Genomic DNA, 17,775 nt, shown 5'->3' with positions numbered 1-17,775 from the left:
AAACAATTTATTATTTTTATTGAATAACAGCTCCGAATATCGTGAATTTGCCTCATCATAAAGCTTCTCATATTAAATCAATTAAAGTCATCTTCTTGCCAGTCACAAACGGGATTGGTGTATAGCTAAAAACTATTCAAGAAAAAAATTAAATACTCCTTATATCCTCTCTCTCGTATCAAAAACTGTTGCAATATTGACAGCTGAGAAAGAATAATAATGATATGCTCTATAGGCTTTATATTTCTTCACAAAGGTGTTGATAGGTATACTATTCACGTATATTACATCATTTATGAGCCCTATCATGGAATGGATTTAGTGTACGTTCAGAAAACTCTCTTAAGTACATGAATATGCAACAACAAGTGTATTCTGTTTGAAGCGTTCTGTTTGGCATGAAAAGCATACTCCTATTAGAGAATGCGATTAACAAAAGTGTGAGGTAATGCACTATCTCCATGGCTTAGAAGATATTGCTTAGATGCTTTTGAAAGCATAAGTTTGGCTTAACGGCAAAGATAAGAATTTTCTTTTGATGCCTTCATCTTCTTTCTAAAAAAGACTGTATTCCGGTTTCATAAATAAATAAATAAAACAGATATAATTCTTGCCCCAATCTGTCATACAAAAGCTAGAACTTCTTATAAAATGCTTAATCGTCTCAATATTTACCTCAAATACACGGTTGCATTAGATCTGGATTTTGATTGACAAGTTATAGAATAAGAAAAAGCTGTGTTAGAATAAAAATATCGTACAGTTGTAATAAATTGGCTATGAATTAAGAGATATTCCGGATTTTTATCAATCTCTTTGCAAAAAAACAACAATAATACGGCTAGCTTTATACTTACTTACTCTTACAAGAGCTCATATAAATTCCTTACATCATATTGATAAAAATCAAGTTGACGGTGATTTTTGGGATAATTCTTAGCTCAAGAATAGAACATACGTACTATAAAAATCCTTTTACGAAGCTCCAGCAATTGAAGCTTAATAGAGCCTTAAAGACTTGGATAAATAGTTTTGCCATAAAAATATTGCCTCCATCTTCCAAAATTATAAAAAAACATGTAAAAGGTTTTTTAATAGTCAGGCAAAGAATGTAAAGACTTTGCCTCAAATGAAATTTCATTAAACGAAAAGAAGAAAATTTATGCAATTGCGTAACATTGCCATCATTGCCCACGTTGACCATGGGAAAACAACGCTTGTAGACGGACTTCTCAAGCAATCAGGAAACTTCCGTGATAATCAGCGTACAAGCGAACGTATGATGGATTCAAACGATATTGAAAAAGAACGTGGAATTACAATCCTAGCGAAAGTGACATCTGTTGTTTGGAAAGATACTCGAATTAATATTGTTGATACACCAGGACACGCCGACTTTGGCGGAGAAGTTGAACGTATCCTAAATATGGTTGATGGAGCCATTGTACTTGTTGATGCTGCTGAAGGACCAATGCCACAAACAAAATTTGTCGTTGGCAAAGCATTGAAAGTGGGTTTGCGCCCTATTGTTGCTATTAATAAAATTGACCGACCGGATGCACGCGTTGATGAAGTCATTAATGAGGTTTTTGACCTTTTTGCTGCTCTTGACGCAACCGATGAACAGCTTGATTTTCCTATTCTTTATGGATCTGGACGCGATGGATGGATGGCTGAAGCCCCCGAGGGACCAAAAGATCATGGATTAGGTCCTTTATTTGATCTTGTGACACAGCATGTCCCTTCTCCTAGTGTAGCAGAAGGACCGTTCCGCATGATTGGAACTATTCTTGAAGCGGATCCGTTTTTGGGACGAATTATTACAGGGCGGATTCATTCTGGCTCTCTAAAACCCAATCAAAGTGTCAAGGTTCTTGGACAAGATGGAAAACTTTTAGAAACTGGGCGTATTTCAAAAATTTTAGCATTTCGTGGCTTAGAACGGCAACCCATTGAAGAAGGAAGTGCTGGTGATATTGTTGCGATTGCAGGCCTACAAAAAGGTACCGTAGCTGATACTTTCTGTGATCCTGCTGTTAATGAACCCCTTACTGCCCAACCAATTGATCCTCCTACTGTTACTATGAGTTTTCTCGTCAACGATAGTCCCCTTGCTGGAACTGAAGGCGATAAAGTAACAAGTCGTGTCATTCGTGACCGATTGTTAAAAGAAGCAGAAGGCAATGTCGCTCTTAAAATTGAAGAATCAGCCGATAAAGATTCTTTCTACGTTTCAGGGCGAGGAGAATTACAGCTTGCAGTTCTCATTGAAAATATGCGCCGTGAAGGATTTGAGCTTAGTGTTTCACGCCCACGTGTTGTTATGCAAAAAGATGAAAATGGAATAACTCTTGAGCCAATCGAAGAAGTTGTTATCGATGTTGATGAAGAATATTCCGGTACTGTTGTACAAAAAATGTCTGAACGTAAGGGAGAAATGGTGGAATTACGCCCTTCTGGAGGTAATCGTGTCCGCCTTGTCTTTTATGCACCAACCCGAGGACTCATTGGTTATCAATCTGAACTTTTAACGGACACACGTGGTACAGCAATTATGAATCGCCTTTTCCATGCTTATGAACCTTATAAAGGAGACATTGCTGGTCGTGTTAATGGTGTTATGATTTCAAATGACAACGGTGAATCTGTCGCTTATGCTCTTTTTAATCTTGAAGATCGTGGACCTATGATCATCGATGCGGGTGTGAAAGTCTATCAAGGTATGATTATTGGCATCCACTCACGAGATAATGACTTAGAAGTTAATGTGTTAAAAGGAAAAAAACTCACCAATATGCGCGCTTCCGGAAAAGATGAAGCCGTAAAGCTAACGCCTCCCATTAAAATGACATTAGAACGTGCCTTATCGTGGATACAAGATGATGAGCTTGTGGAAGTAACCCCTAAAAATATTCGTCTCCGCAAACTCTATCTTGATCCTAATGAACGTAAACGTTTTGAAAAAACACGTGCATCAATTTCAAGTTAATTTCATAATCTCTTTGGTAAAATATTTAATTGTATTGAGCCTCACTATATCCCAGAAAGGATGTCTCTATGAATATTAAGGAAATACCCGTAGGCAAAAATCCACCAGAAGATATTAACGTTATTGTGGAAGTCTCCCTTGGTGGTGAACCAATAAAATATGAGATGGATAAAAAGTCGGGCGCATTATTTGTTGACCGTTTTCTTCATACATCAATGGTTTATCCTGGAAATTACGGTTTTGTCCCTCATACGCTTTCAGATGACGGTGATCCTATTGATGTCCTTATCTGTAATACCCGTCCACTTATGCCTGGTTGTGTTATCAATGTTCGCCCCATCGGAGCTCTGATGATGGAAGATGATGGTGGTAAAGATGAAAAAATTATTGCCATTCCCACTCCAAAATTAACAAAACGCTATATCAATATTCATGACTATACAGATCTACCCGAGATTACTCTCAAACAAATTGAACATTTCTTCAAGCATTACAAAGATCTGGAACCTGGAAAATGGGCTAAAATTGAAGGATGGCGTGATAAAAACTTTGCTTATGAATTAATTAAGCAAGCTGTTGAGCGCAATAAAAAAATATAACGATTTTAATAAAATAAAGCCTGTTTTTATAATAGGCTTTATTATTTATTTTTTCTACGAGATGCAATCTCTAAAGGATTGCCATATCTGCTTTAACTCTTCTAAATGTGTTGAAAAGTAAAGTTGTTTGTAGCGAGATATTGCGCCATTTTTCAGAGAAATAGAAGAAGACGGTATTCTCCACTGCTTCGCAAGAAATTTAATGAGAGCTTTATTCGCTTTTCCATCTTCAGGAACAGCACGAAGGCGTATAACCAGATATTGTTTTTCACCATCTCTACATTCAACCCCTATTATTTTGTCAACAGATGATTTGGGAATGAGATATACAAACAAAATCAAGTTATTTTTATCAACTTGATAAAACATGTATTCGCCTCAAATAATATTTCTATAAATACATGTTTGCGTAAACGCGCCACATGAAATTACGAATAAAATAAATAATAATGAACACTACAATAGGTGAAATATCAATTGTTCCAAAATTTGGTAAAATTTGCCGGATACGGCTTAGAACAGGATTTGTAAGACGATTTAGAAAGCTTCCTATCAAAACAACAAAGCGATTGCGCGAATTTATAATATTAAAGACATAAAGCCAAGAAAAAATAACACTAGCGATTAAAATATCAATATAAATATCAAAAATCAAATCAATCGTCCGAAGCAATGCATAAATCATGCGTGATCCCTTTCAATCAAGGAAACAGAAGAGCGTATAGAAAACCTTCATTAAAGCAGGTTTGTGTATCAAAAAATGGTTTTATACTTCAATACTCTTTTTTCTTGAATAAAAACCAGACATCTAAATTCTTCATCTCTCTATTTAATGACGATGCAGCTAGAAAACAAATATCAAAATTAAAAATAGCACATGAAAATAGAAGAAACAGCAAAAAATCTGAATATCCCTTATAGGATTAATCTTAAATCTCATCGTTTTAATTATTAATATATAAAAAACAAACAAAATAAAAACGGCCTTTTAAAGGCCGCTTTTATTTTTAAAATTATTTCTGCAAAGCAGTCAAACGGTTAAGAGCACTGCTAAAACCATTGAGCTGAACAAATAAATCATTCAAAGCTGGTTCACCTGCAGCAGCAATTGTCATTGCCAACTTTAACTGTTTTCCAGAACGTAAAGCTGCTACGTGATTTTTGTCAAAAACGACAGGAACCATGCAACCTGCTGGTACACAAGTCCGAATACCAGTTTCGATAACAGCTTTTCCCTCATCAACTTGTAAACGAACAGGCTTAGAGACCAAAATACCAAAAGGAACTGTTAAATTACCAGATACAACACCCTCAGCATCGAGAGTAAGGCCCATAGCCACAACAACACGCCCCTGCTCATTCACTTCTTGACGGTGCATAAAACAAATTCTTTTCCCTTCTTGTATACCACAGTTAATAGTCCATAAACCGTAGGTTTCAGTCAAAGAAGAAGCTCCATTTGGCAATGTCGCTGCCGCATCTTTTGATGCAGGAGGCTTTGAACTTGTTGCAAATGCAACAGATGAAATACTCAAGAGAGTAAAAACTATAAGTAAATTAAATAACTTTTTCATTTTATATTCCTGTTCTTTACATAAAAGAGAAACATGTTTATTATTTATTATAATATAAAGCATCTTAATAAAAAAAGCTTTCTCATCATCATATAGCTTTTATAATGGTCTAAGGCTACCTCGAAATTCGCTGACCACTTTCGTATAAACGTGCTTTTTAAAAGAAACAGCAATCAACGGAAGGGTTTCTAGATCGATCCATTTCCATTGATCGAATTCCGCTTTATTGCCATCTGGTGGCGGGTTAATCGCAATTTCAGAAAGCTTTCCCGTAAACTGGAAAGCAAACCACTTTTGTATTTGCCCACGATACTTATTGCTTAATGTGCACCCAATAAGTTCTTGTGGAAAATCATAGTGGAACCAATTTTGTGCTTCTTTAATTAACTTTACAGATCGAATACCCGTTTCTTCATAAAGTTCACGATATGCTGCATCCAATGGTTTTTCATCTTCATCAATCCCTCCTTGAGGAAGCTGCCAACGATGAGATATGTCAATATCTGCATGAATGGGCGCCATTAAACGACGCCCAACCCAAACTTTACCCTCATGATTAAAGACTACAATCCCAACACATTTGCGATATGGAAGAATCTTCAAATTAATACCTGCATCCATTTAATATTCCTCAAAATCGCAAGCTATAGATATCATTTCTCACTTTAACACATCCTTATTGGGATCTGGTGGAAATGCTGCATTTGCCATTTCACCTCGTAACAGCTTATAGGCCTCATTCAATTGAATATCATCTTTAGGGTCTTTCGGAACAAAAGCAGCTGAACCAGATCCTTTATTACTCTCTCGTTTTCCTTTGATATGTCCTTTTAATGCAGACTCACCAACTTTTACATCATAACCCTTATATTTTTCAGGGAGTGGTTGCTCTACAATAATATCAGGCGTAATCCCTGTCCCTTGAATAGAAGTGCCAGATGGCGTGTAATAAAGTGCTGTTGTTAAGCGTAAAGCTCCATTTTCACCCAAAGGAATAATTGTTTGAACAGATCCTTTACCAAAAGACTGCGTCCCTAAAATTGTTGCACGACGATGATCTTGTAATGCACCAGCAACAATTTCAGAAGCACTTGCCGAACCACCATTAATAAGGACAATGAGCGGTTTTCCACTGATGACATCACCTGGCTTCGCATCAAATCTTGTCACATCACTCTTTTTGCGCCCACGAGTCGACACAATTTCACCTTTATTGAGAAAAGCACTCGAAACACTAACAGCTTGATCTAAAAGCCCACCCGGATTAAGCCGCAAATCAAGGACGTAACCTTTTAGCTTATCTTCAGGAATTTTAGATTGGATATCTTTAATTGCCGCCAGAAGATTATTCAATGTCTGCTCAGAAAACTGGATAACTCTTAAATATCCAATGTCACCCTCAACCCGATATTTCACCGCTTTTACTTTGATAATATCACGAACAATCTTCACTTCAAATGGCTTATCAACGCCAGAACGAATAATTGTTAAGGTAATTGGTGTTCCAGGAGCACCTCGCATCTTATTAACAGCTTCATTCAATGTTTGACCATTCGTTTGTACATCATCAATTTTTGAAATAAGGTCTCCTGCTAGAATACCTGCTTTTGAAGCGGGAGTATCATCCATTGGTGAAACAACTTTAATTAAGTTTTTTTCCATAGTGACCTCAATACCAAGACCTCCGAACTCTCCTTTCGTAGAATCCCGCATATCCTTGGCTTCTTCAGCATTCAAATAAGATGAATGAGGGTCCAGTGATGTGAGCATGCCATTGATAGCATTTTCAATAAGCTTTTTATCATCTGGAACTGTAACGTATTGCATACGCACGCGCTCAAAAACATCGCCAAATATAGCTAGCTTTTTATATGCATTATCTTCATTATTTGCAGCAACAGACTGCACCATAATCATTGAACAGGCGCCGAGCAATACCCCAGCGACCAAAAGAATAACTTTACGAATCATTTTGGCTCCTTCTTATTTTTTCAGTCTGCCACCAAGGAGTTGGATTTACAGGTTTTCCCTGCTTTCTAAACTCAATGTAAAGCATTGGAGAAGTTTTTCCTATATCCAATGCAACACTGTTTGAAATAAATTGCATCTCCATTATACCCAGAGGCTCACCTGAAAGAACAAACTGCCCCTGTTTTACATTAATTCTCGACATTCCAGTAAGAATGATATGATAACCATTTCCAACATTGAGAATAATTAACTGTCCGTAAGAACGAAATGGCCCAGCAAAAGCAACAAAAGCATCCACAGGTGATATAACAACAGCTCCTGACTCTGTTTCTATCGTTTCACCAAAGCGCGTAATCTGCGAATTCTTGTTAGAGTGATGTATTCTTTTTCCTGAAACAGGAAAAAGTAAAGAACCTTTTCGGCTTTCAAAATTGGACTGTTCTAACAATTGCAAACTTTTCCGTACCTGTACTGATGCATCAGAGCTAAATTTTGACTGACGGTCGAGCTCTAAAATCAATTCTTCCAAAGACTGCGCTTTTTTAGCAAGAGCAATATTCTTTTGTTGTTGTTCTGTAAGTTCTTTTTCTGATTTTTTTTGTAGTTTATTTTTTTTGTCTAATAAAAGCTCTAGACGTTTTCGCTGCTCTGCTTGATTTTGCAGTTTTGTCTTTAATGCCGTATATTCCGTAGTAATGGAATTACTCAAATTGGTCAACTCCTTGAGTTTCTGTGTTAAATCTCGCGTTTTCTCTTGCATCTGAGGAATAACAGTACCTAATAAAACAGAACTACGTATAGAAGCCAACGCGTCCTCTGGCTGTATCATAAGAGCAGGAGGTGGATTCAATCCCATACGTTCCAAAATTGCAAGAACTTCCGCAAATTCAGCGCGACGACTTTTTAAACTTTGATAGACTTGTACCCGCTCTTCTATCATTTTTTTAAGCTTTTCTTCCCTTTTAGCAATATCATCTGCTACTGTACGTTCTTCTTTAGCCGCCTTTATGAGTGCATCACTCAAAACACGTTGATCTTTTTTTAAATGCTCAACTTGATGCGTAAGAAAAGCAACACGCTCACGCGAAAGTGAAATATTTTGGCGAATTTCTCCTAATTCTTTATGTGCTTGCGTACTCCTCATTGTATCTTCCGCATGTGATACAGAAAAGCAAAAAAACATACTCAAGAGCAAAATGACAAATATCACGCACTCCCCATATAAATATAGCGTCTTTCTATGAAGAAGCTTTTTCATTTGCCCAACCATGACACCTCATCGTATACATTAGAGATGCTTTAAATGGTGTCAGCTAAAACAATATTAATAAATATATAAATAAGTGCTAAAAATTGCACAAAAATATTAAAAACGATGATACGGATGATTATTTTCAATTGTCACAGCGCGGTAAAGTTGTTCTGTAAGAAGAATACGTGCAATTTGATGTGGCCACGTCATCAAACCAAAAGATAAAAGAAAATCAGCATGCTTCCTTATTTGTTCATTATGCCCATCAGGTCCTCCCAAAGCAATAACAACATCTCGAATGCCTTCATCACGATAACACCTCAATTTTTCAGAAAAAGAAGTTGAAGAAATCGATTCTCCACGCTCATCTAACACAATTAATCGACATTTTTCAGGTAAAAATTCAATAAGTTTTCTCCCCTCTTCCTCCATACGTTGACACGCTGTTTGAGCACGACTTTCTGGTATCTCTTGTAACTTTTTTAAATGAAAGCCTACAACTCCAGAAACTTTAGAAAAACGATCCAAATAATGCTGAACTAATTTTTGCTCCGCCCCACTTTTCATACGACCAACCGCAAAAATAGAAATTTGCATTTTAATGATCTCCGAAGAAACGCAAAGCTGTATCGTTTAAATCCGGAGTCATCCATATTTTTTCTAAATTATAAAAAAGACGAATTTCTGGACGAAAAAGATGAGTGATAATATCACCTGTATCAATCAATACCCAGTCACCTCCAGCAAGCCCTTCTACACGCGCAAGCCCCTGCCCACTATCTTTCCAAGTATGTAATAAATGATCAGCAACAGAAGATACATGACGCTGCGAATTTGCTGAAGCTATGACCATATAATCAGCCAAAGATGACTTTCCTCGAATATCAATAGTAACAATATCTTCTGCTTTTGTATCTTCTAAACTCTTGAGAATAACTTCAAGACTCTCACTAACAGAAAAAACTTTTTTTTCTTTTGAAAGCATACTATCGCAAGAGTGTTTGTGTGCAATGTTTTTCAGATCAATATCCTTTCTTATCGTTGTGGAATCTAAAAAAGAGATTTCTCTAAAGAGAAGCAGAATCTTATGAAATGTTCAAGAAAAATCATTCTTTTTCAAACGCAGGTTTGTTGAAGATTGAAAAGATAAAGGTCCATGCAAATAAGTCCAAACTGGTGGCTTTATAAAAGGTAATCGCTTACTTTCTCTCTCATCCAAACGAAAACGACGATAAATATGTGCCATAGGAGAAGAAAGTGCTGACCGATTGCCTAAAGGACGATCAATAATCGCAATAGGAAGCATAGAAACGATATCATGCCATCGATACCAATGATGTATCGTCGTAAAACTATCTGCCCCCATAATCCATACGAAATTTACGTCACTATAATGGGTAAGAATATGAAAAATTGTATCTACTGATACTTTACTCCCTATAGCCTGTTCAAAACCTGTTAAGCGAATTTTCGGGTGGTCAATAAGTTTAAAACTTAATTGCATTCTCTCCTCTAAAGAGAGCAACTGTGTACAATCCTTTAAAGGATTTCCTGGAGTGATCATCCACCATAACTGATCAAGATGCAAACGCCGAATGGCAATTTTTGCAACAAGAAGATGCCCCGCATGCGGTGGATTAAAGGAACCACCAAAAAGACCCACAACATTGGATCTTTCAACATGTGGCATACAATTTTTCCATGGAAAAAATGGTGTTCTCAAGCTCTAACCTGACCATTTCCTTTAACATGATATTGAAATGAAGTTAGCTGTTCAACACCTATCGGGCCACGTGCATGCATTTTTCCTGTTGCGATACCAATTTCCATTCCAAAACCAAATTCACCTCCATCAGCAAATTGTGTGGACGCATTGTGCAGCAAAATAGCTGAATCTAAATGATTAAAAAATTTCTTTACCACTTCCAAATCCTCAGCAATAATCGATTCCGTATGTCCTGATGAATAACGCTTGATATGAGAAATGGCTCCCTCAACACCCTCAACCGTTTTAACAGAAAGAATAGCATCAAGATATTCATGCGACCAATCTTCTTCAGAAGCTAATTTGACATCTGGCATAAGAAAAACAATATCTTCTGTGGCACGAATTTCACACCCCTTTTCCTGTAAAGCAGTTAAAACAGGAAGAAATTTTTTTAATGCTTGGCTGTCAATGAGAACTGTCTCAACAGCACCGCATATCCCTGTCCGCCGCAACTTTGCATTTAAAATAATATTGCGTGCCATATCTAAATTTGCCGATTTATCAATATAAATATGACAAAGTCCCTCCAGATGAGCAAAAATTGGAACACGTGCATCAGACTGAACACGGGCAACAAGGCTCTTTCCACCACGTGGTACGATCACATCAATCGCTCCATCCAATCCTTTGAGCATTTCCCCAACGGCAGCGCGATCTGTCGTTCCAACCATTTGGATAGCATCTTTAGGTAAACCAGAGCGTTCTAAACCTTGTACCAAAGCTAAATGAAGGGCATGAGAAGAATGAAAGCTATCCGAACCCCCGCGCAAAATCGCAGCATTACCTGCTTTTAAGCACAAAGAACTCGCATCAACTGTAACATTTGGACGACTTTCATAAATAATACCAATCACACCAAGAGGTGTTCGTACACGACTTATATGAAGCCCATTTGGACGTTTCCACGCACTCATGACCTGTCCAACAGGATCAGATAAACGAGCAACTTGGCGAACACTGTCTATCATTGCACGTAAACGCAAGTCATCTAATTTTAGCCGATCAATCATTGCAGCTTTCAAATTATTCTGAGCAGCATTCTCTAAATCTTGACAATTCGCTCGTAAAATTTCATCTGATTGAGCCTCTAGACTTAAAGCGATCATTTCCAATGCATTATTCTTTTGCTCAGAAGAAGCAACAGCCAACGCTGCAGCGGCATAACGTGCTTTTTGTCCCATATCTTTCATTTGTTCTTCTAAAGTCATCGTATCATCCACTCTGCCAAAACAATAAAAACAAAAGTAACTTTTTTAAACAGAATTGGTCAAGCAACGTAAAATCATATCATTACGATGCACCATAGCAGAGCGCGCCTCATACCCAAGAATAGATTCAATTTCTTCGCTTTTACATCCTATAATGCGTACAGCCTCATCTTTGCCATAGCTTACAAGTCCACGCGCAATCTCAACCCCATTTGTATCAACAATTGCAACCGTATCCCCACGATGGAAATTTCCCTCAACGGCAATAACCCCTGCAGCTAATAATGATTTTCCTGATTCAAGAGCCTTAATGGCTCCTTGATCAATCGTCAAAACACCAGATGGATCTAAATGACCAGAAATCCATGTTTTCCAAGCACTAACAGATTTCTCACCAGCCGCAAAAAAACTCTTGCGTTCACCTTTGTCAATTGCAGCAAGAGGATTCATACGCTTGCCTGAGGTAATAATCATCGCCGTTCCAGCAGCATTAGCTATCTTTCCAGCATCAAGCTTGGTCTTCATTCCTCCCCGTGAAAACTCTGAAACAGCAACATCTGCCATTTTTTCGATATCATGCGTAATGGATGCAACAAAAGGTATAAATTCAGCCGTTGGATCACTATGGGGAGACTTTGTATAAAGACCATCAATATCAGATAAAAGTATTAAAAGATCTGCCCCCATCATTGTTGCCACACGTGCAGCTAAACGATCATTATCACCATAACGAATTTCATTTGTCGCAACAGTATCATTCTCATTAATAACAGGTACTGCTCTAAAACGTAAAAGCACATTAATCGTCGCACGTGCATTGAGATAACGCCTTCGCTCTTCTGTATCAAATAAAGTGAGCAAAATTTGGCCTGTTTTGAGCCCATGTTGAGCAAGGGCATCACCATAGGTTTTTGCTAACTCAATTTGCCCCAAAGCAGCACATGCCTGACTTTCTTCCAATTTCAAAGCCCCTTTAGGAAGCTGTAGCAATGTCCTTCCTAAAGCAATAGCGCCTGAAGACACCAACAATATCTCTACGCCTTTTTTGTGCAATTCAACAACATCACTGATTAAGCTTTTAAGCCATTCAACCCGTAAACCTGTCTGAGGATCAACCAAAAGGGCAGATCCAATCTTGACCACAATACGTTTATAGTGTGTAAGTTTTTGCGATCCAAAAGCCATCTCAATCAACCTTGCTATCCCCACTAATCTCCTCTTTGCGTGACATTTCAATAATATGTGCACCAGCACGCAGCACATTTTCTAAACCTTCGCGGCTAACCGCAGAAAACATCATAACAGGTTGATCCGCTGCTCTTTGCAAAGCTTCCTGTTTCATTTTACGCTCTTCAATTGTCAGAGTATCTATCTGGCTTAAAGCGACAATTTCAATCTTATCACTTAGATTATTTCCATATGCCTCAAGTTCATGACGCACAATTTGATATGCTTTTGCTACATCTTCTTCTTGAGAAGAAATTAGATGAAGCAGTACGCGACAACGTTCCACATGTCCTAAAAAACGATCTCCAATTCCCACACCTTCATGCGCTCCTTCAATTAATCCTGGAATATCAGCCAAAACAAATTCACGACCATCAATACGTACAACACCAAGATGAGGATGTAGAGTGGTAAAAGGATAATCTGCAACTTTTGGTTTTGCAGCCGTTACAGAAGCTAAAAAAGTTGATTTTCCAGCATTAGGTAAACCAACAAGCCCAGCATCAGCAATTAACTTCAAACGAAGCCATACTGCACGCTCTTCTCCAGCCAAACCTGGATTTGCACGACGCGGTGCCCGATTTGTCGATGTTGTAAAATGAAGATTCCCAAAACCGCCATTCCCTCCTTTTGCAAGACGATAGCGCTGTCCCACTTCTGTTAAATCACAGATTAACGTTGTATTATCTTCTTCAAAAATTTGCGTCCCAACCGGAACTTTAAGGATGACATCATCACCCTTTTCACCCGTCATATTACGACCCTTGCCATGCCCCCCTGTTTTTGCTTTAAAATGCTGTTGGTAGCGATAATCAATCAGCGTGTTAAGCCCATCAACAACAAGAGCCCAAACATCACCACCCCGTCCTCCATTCCCCCCATCAGGTCCCCCAAATTCTATGAATTTTTCACGACGAAATGATACTGCTCCAGAACCTCCGTTACCAGAACGAATATAAACCTTAGCTTGATCAAGAAATTTCATTGGAAGCACTCTCTGAGGAATCAATCTCTCTACCTCTATAGGCAATACATTAGTTTTACCAGTTTTTCATCATTGATAACAAAAAAACTGTCAATATCGCCAATAACTCTTTGAGAAAAAAATCATCACATCTAAATAGGTTAAGTGAAGTTAAGTCTTCTTAAAAGAAGGCGCTATTCTTGTATTTTTGTTTTTCCCTTAAATTCAAGTGCTAGAAGATAAAGCTCTACTGATTCTGATCGGCTTGCGGGTGGTTTAACATGATAAACTTTTTTAAAATGCTGTTTCAATATCGTGAGAAGAGTGTTTTCTGCTCCTCCTTGAAAAGCCTTTGCTAAAAAATGTCCCCCAGGCTTAAGAACCGAAAGAGCAAAATCAGCCGCAACTTCACATAAATAAATCGTTCTTAAATGATCCGTCTGACGATGACCTGTTGTTGGTGCTGCCATATCAGAAAGAACCACATCCGGTTTGGTCCCTAAAGTTTCAATTAATTTCTGCGGTGCATCTGTATGCAAAAAATCCATTTCCAACATGGCAACTCTAGGCAATGGATCAACATGTAAATAATCAATACCAACAACGCTAGGATCTTCATCACTTGACCCTACTATACGCTCAGCCACCTGACACCAGCCCCCAGGTGCTGCTCCTAGATCAATAACCTTTTGACCTTTTTTCAAAAACCTATAACGCTCATTAATTTCAATGAGTTTATAAGCCGCACGCGAACGATAACCATCTACTTTTGATTGATGAACATAAGGATCATTCAGATGCCTCTCTAACCATCGTCGTGATGAAGCTTTAATGGTTCCTGCTTTCTTTTTTACGCGCTGATATAATTCATGTGACCCTGAACCTCCATAGCCACCTCTCGGTGTTTTTGTTGTTTTTTTCATCGTTATTCATTGTCTCCATATTTAATTCTCTAACGCTTGGAACCTCTGCTCTTTCTATGACGACACCATACCCCATCGCGTAACATCAGATCTATCAAAATTCCTTCCCTTAATCCACGATCAGCAACTCTTAAACGCTGGCTTGGCCAAACTTCCCGAATAACATCTAAAATTGCACAACCAGCTAAAACTAAATCTGCTCTCTCGCGCCCAATAAAAGGACTTATGACACGTTTTTCTATATCCCATGATAATAGGCGTTGTGTCATAAGTGTAATGTCTGCATCATTCATCCAAATGCCATCCACTTTTTTCCTATCATAACGCTCTAAATTAAGATACATTCCTGCTAAAGTCGTAACCGTACCAGAAGTTCCCAAAAGATGAAACTTCGAACCTTGCGCTAACTCTCCTAATTTATGACGATCTGAAAAATTATTTAACAACCCTCGCACATAGCTTTTCATTTTTTCAAAATCGTCTAAGCTAATATCATTCCCTCCAAAACGTTCAGCAAGCGTAACAACACCAACGGGAAGAGAAGTCCAAGCGATAATTTGTCTCGCTAAACGAAAAGAACGCTTTTGAGAAACATCAAGTAGCACAATTTCTGATGATCCTCCTCCAATATCAAAAAGCACAATTGCGTCAGTATTTGGTTCAACAAGTGTACTACACCCTGTAACAGCAAAACGCGCTTCTGTTTGCCGATCAACAATTTCCAATTCAAGACCTGTCTCCTCCAAAACACGCTGAATAAAATGTCTACCATTTTCTGCAGAACGACAAGCTTCTGTTGCAATCAAGCGATAACACTTAATATGCCTTTGTTTTAGCTTTAAATGACAAATCTTTAATGCTTCAATCGCACGATCCATAGCTTGTGTATTAAGAAAACCGTTATTTATTAAACCTTCTCCCAATCGTACAATACGAGAAAAAGCATCAACAACACGAAAATATCCAGGTTTACTGGGAGATGCGATAAGAAGACGACAATTATTCGTTCCGAGATCGAGTGCCGCATAAAGAGGTGGAGATTTTACTGGAGGGAACCGTCGAAGAAAAGGCGCTTTGAGTTTTTTTGTTTTTTGAGCACCTATCATTATCTGACTATGAAACTCAAAAGCTGTCTCAGATTGAACAAAAGCCTGTTTCTGTTCATAATGTTTTTTTCTCTGTTGTCTCTTTATATCAACAAAGACAGAGTATGCCTCTGTTCGTGACAATGCAGAACGATTATTTGTATTACTACCGCCCTGATCATACAACTGATCTGCTTTGGTATCGTATATTTCTCCTCGCTTTAACTCTTTTGAACCATAATTTAACGGGGTCATTTCTTTTATCCCTTGAGCGTTCCCCCCAATAAATAAACGCGAAAACTCTTCTGCTCATTCCTAAATAAAGCAATAATGCAGCATCAAATGATAAATACAAAAAATCATTCTTTCTTTGCCTATCATTAAAATTTTCTACACTAGCATCATTCAGATTTTTGTATAATCTTTTGATTGTTTCCGTAAAATCATGCTTCTCTTTATGTACTTAAAACTATAAATTAATCGTTTACGTTCGCATCAATTTTTATAAATTTTGCTCTTTTCTTTATACCATTTACACGGAGCACACCTCTATTATAACAATACTATTTGCTGACTCTTAAGGTCACAACAACCTATACATTAGTACGGTTTATAAAAAAATTTTTCTTTTTTCAATCTCGTTATCCACACACGAGCCTCGTTTGTTGTATACAATGAAATGGCTTTGATTATGCTGGAATAAAAGTTCCGTAGTACTACAAAATGCAATTACAATAGCTGTTATTTTGTGAATACCAATTAAAACTATCGTTCAAAAAATTCTCTAGGATTATAAATTTATCTAAAAAATATTAATGCTTAATCAGATCGCTCTAAAAATCCATTTAAAGCTTTAAAAAAGAATTTAGCCTACTTATTATTGTAAGGAAGCTATCTTTTTAATTATTTTAAATCGAGTATTGCTAATCTTTTTTACTTTTAATAACTAACGAAATCACTCTTTAAGCTTTATGGAAATTACTAACTTGAATTTCTATTACATACAAAGAACTTATTGTGACTTTATATTCATAAAACTCTCGCTCTTTCCAATAAATTACCTCTATATCATATTATATAAAAATTCTTACTTATTTGGCCTTATAATTTACACTCAAAAATATAATACAACAATTTATGAAAAATAAATCTTGTTAAAAACACTCGATGGATTCTAAGGACGTAAAGAATTAAGTGCCGCATTTAATCCTTTAAATGGTACAGTAAAAGAAAATACCTTTCCTTCTTTAATTTTATAGGAAATACGTACTTTATTGTCCTGCTCTATTTGTTTAGTCAAAACCGGCCCTACAGGCGATTGTGCCAAACAAACAGTTTCATTGCATTGCGTATAATGAATAAGAACAGGTTTTTTAACACCTTTTACAAACATTTGAATCGGAACATTTATATCAGAATTTGGCAATGTCCGAAAAAGCATCACTGCTTGACCACTTGTCGTAGACACAAGAGACCAACTAAAAATGGTATTTCCTTCTTGATCATGAACAGTCTGTGTCACATTACATATACCTTGCTTATGTTTAAGCTTTTGTTTTTCGTCACAAATCAAAGTCCAGTCATAAAACTGCATAATAATTCGACGTGTTTCACCAGGTTCTCCCTTAGGTATCGATAAGTGCGGTGGATGCACTGTATAAATATTATTGTTCTCATTAGCAAAGCTTTCGCTCTTGCCTATTAAGGCAAGAGCAAACAAAACCTTTACTAACATACTTCTCTTTTTTACAATAACAGCCATTTTTTCTATTATCATCTCAACCTCAGAGTAATTCCAGCACCTATCCCCCAGTGACCTCCAGCACTCGTAATAGATACATTCGAGCGAATATTTCCATCTTCAGATGTATAACCCGCCCCAATAGCAAATGCGGATTGACTACGCCATAAACCACTACCAAATGAAACACTTAAAGATCCTGGTATATCATAGTAACGTAAGTTTGACACCGCTAGACCAATCGCTGCAGCTTGTCTTGCCTCTTTTCGAACATCCTCAATAGCATAATTTAACGTTTCAAACTTCATATCCGTATACGAATTAGCCTCATTAACTCCATCTTTTACAATATGAGAAACTTTCTCATCCGTATACTTATTGGCATCTTCAAGAACCGTCTTCATCTGCTGTTCGGTGTAATCATGTAACTGACCCCCATTAACAGCTTCATGCGAGCCCGTTTCAATCTTTCCA

General features: G+C 37.4%; 18 protein-coding genes. 2 read left to right on the top strand and 16 right to left on the bottom strand.

The window, feature by feature from the left end; genetic code table 11:
* Positions 1-1,162 precede the first annotated feature (1,162 nt).
* On the top strand, positions 1,163-2,989 hold the full coding sequence (gene typA / locus ACFIKG_RS03650) for a translational GTPase TypA (protein WP_375626698.1): 1,827 nt from the start codon (positions 1,163-1,165) through the stop codon (positions 2,987-2,989).
* A 68-nt stretch (positions 2,990-3,057) separates the two neighbouring features.
* Positions 3,058-3,588: an inorganic diphosphatase gene (gene ppa, locus ACFIKG_RS03645; RefSeq protein WP_375648623.1), complete on the top strand. Its 531-nt coding sequence runs from the start codon at positions 3,058-3,060 to the stop codon at positions 3,586-3,588.
* A 54-nt stretch (positions 3,589-3,642) separates the two neighbouring features.
* Here the strand turns inward: ppa and ACFIKG_RS03640 are convergent, their stop codons facing one another.
* The 16 genes from ACFIKG_RS03640 to ACFIKG_RS03565 all read right to left on the bottom strand — a co-directional run.
* Positions 3,643-3,957 carry a DUF167 domain-containing protein gene (locus ACFIKG_RS03640; RefSeq protein ID WP_375625575.1) on the bottom strand — a complete coding sequence of 105 codons (315 nt, stop codon included), beginning with the start codon at positions 3,955-3,957 and terminating at the stop codon, positions 3,643-3,645.
* 22 nt (positions 3,958-3,979) lie between these two features.
* Complete coding sequence (locus tag ACFIKG_RS03635; protein ID WP_375626693.1) at positions 3,980-4,273, bottom strand: YggT family protein; 294 nt, start codon at positions 4,271-4,273, stop codon at positions 3,980-3,982.
* Positions 4,274-4,601: 328 nt separating this feature from the next.
* Positions 4,602-5,162, bottom strand: coding sequence for an invasion associated locus B family protein (locus ACFIKG_RS03630; RefSeq protein ID WP_375626691.1), 561 nt, complete (start codon positions 5,160-5,162; stop codon positions 4,602-4,604).
* Positions 5,163-5,261: 99 nt separating this feature from the next.
* Positions 5,262-5,783 carry an RNA pyrophosphohydrolase gene (locus tag ACFIKG_RS03625; RefSeq protein WP_375648622.1) on the bottom strand — a complete coding sequence of 174 codons (522 nt, stop codon included), beginning with the start codon at positions 5,781-5,783 and terminating at the stop codon, positions 5,262-5,264.
* A gap of 39 nt (positions 5,784-5,822) precedes the next feature.
* Complete coding sequence (locus tag ACFIKG_RS03620) at positions 5,823-7,133, bottom strand: S41 family peptidase (protein ID WP_375626687.1); 1,311 nt, start codon at positions 7,131-7,133, stop codon at positions 5,823-5,825.
* Positions 7,123-8,403, bottom strand: a complete 1,281-nt coding sequence (locus ACFIKG_RS03615) for a murein hydrolase activator EnvC family protein (RefSeq protein ID WP_375651790.1) — start codon at positions 8,401-8,403, stop codon at positions 7,123-7,125. Before ACFIKG_RS03615 ends, ACFIKG_RS03620 begins: the two co-directional genes overlap by 11 nt.
* A 96-nt stretch (positions 8,404-8,499) precedes the next feature.
* Positions 8,500-8,982 carry a 23S rRNA (pseudouridine(1915)-N(3))-methyltransferase RlmH gene (gene rlmH / locus ACFIKG_RS03610; RefSeq protein ID WP_375651789.1) on the bottom strand — a complete coding sequence of 161 codons (483 nt, stop codon included), beginning with the start codon at positions 8,980-8,982 and terminating at the stop codon, positions 8,500-8,502.
* A 1-nt stretch (position 8,983) separates the two neighbouring features.
* Positions 8,984-9,370 (bottom strand): ribosome silencing factor, encoded by a 387-nt coding sequence (rsfS, locus tag ACFIKG_RS03605; protein ID WP_375626681.1) that lies wholly within the window; start codon positions 9,368-9,370, stop codon positions 8,984-8,986.
* Positions 9,371-9,481: 111 nt separating this feature from the next.
* On the bottom strand, positions 9,482-10,075 hold the full coding sequence (locus ACFIKG_RS03600; RefSeq protein WP_375626679.1) for a nicotinate-nucleotide adenylyltransferase: 594 nt from the start codon (positions 10,073-10,075) through the stop codon (positions 9,482-9,484).
* A gap of 29 nt (positions 10,076-10,104) precedes the next feature.
* The gene (locus ACFIKG_RS03595) at positions 10,105-11,361 is read right to left on the bottom strand and encodes a glutamate-5-semialdehyde dehydrogenase (RefSeq protein ID WP_375651788.1); all 1,257 of its coding nucleotides are present in this window, start codon (positions 11,359-11,361) and stop codon (positions 10,105-10,107) included.
* Between the two features lie 45 nt (positions 11,362-11,406).
* The gene (proB, locus tag ACFIKG_RS03590) at positions 11,407-12,546 is read right to left on the bottom strand and encodes a glutamate 5-kinase (RefSeq protein WP_375651787.1); all 1,140 of its coding nucleotides are present in this window, start codon (positions 12,544-12,546) and stop codon (positions 11,407-11,409) included.
* Position 12,547: 1 nt separating this feature from the next.
* A complete protein-coding gene (obgE, locus tag ACFIKG_RS03585) occupies positions 12,548-13,573 on the bottom strand; it encodes a GTPase ObgE (RefSeq protein ID WP_375651786.1) in 1,026 nt (341 codons plus the stop codon).
* Between the two features lie 173 nt (positions 13,574-13,746).
* Complete coding sequence (locus ACFIKG_RS03580; protein ID WP_273790641.1) at positions 13,747-14,475, bottom strand: RlmE family RNA methyltransferase; 729 nt, start codon at positions 14,473-14,475, stop codon at positions 13,747-13,749.
* A gap of 29 nt (positions 14,476-14,504) precedes the next feature.
* Positions 14,505-15,815, bottom strand: a complete 1,311-nt coding sequence (locus ACFIKG_RS03575) for a Ppx/GppA phosphatase family protein (protein WP_375651785.1) — start codon at positions 15,813-15,815, stop codon at positions 14,505-14,507.
* A gap of 919 nt (positions 15,816-16,734) precedes the next feature.
* Positions 16,735-17,337, bottom strand: coding sequence for an invasion associated locus B family protein (locus ACFIKG_RS03570; RefSeq protein ID WP_375625562.1), 603 nt, complete (start codon positions 17,335-17,337; stop codon positions 16,735-16,737).
* Positions 17,334-17,775: YadA-like family protein (locus ACFIKG_RS03565; protein ID WP_375651784.1), on the bottom strand; the 442-nt coding region annotated here is incomplete at its 5' end. The genes ACFIKG_RS03570 and ACFIKG_RS03565, both read right to left, overlap by 4 nt.

The sequence above is a fragment of the Bartonella sp. LB28NMGDW genome, assembly GCF_042194435.1.
Lineage (GTDB): Bacteria > Pseudomonadota > Alphaproteobacteria > Rhizobiales > Rhizobiaceae > Bartonella > Bartonella grahamii.
Note: the sequence above shows the minus strand (reverse complement) of the source record. Positions and strands in the feature narration are given on the sequence as shown.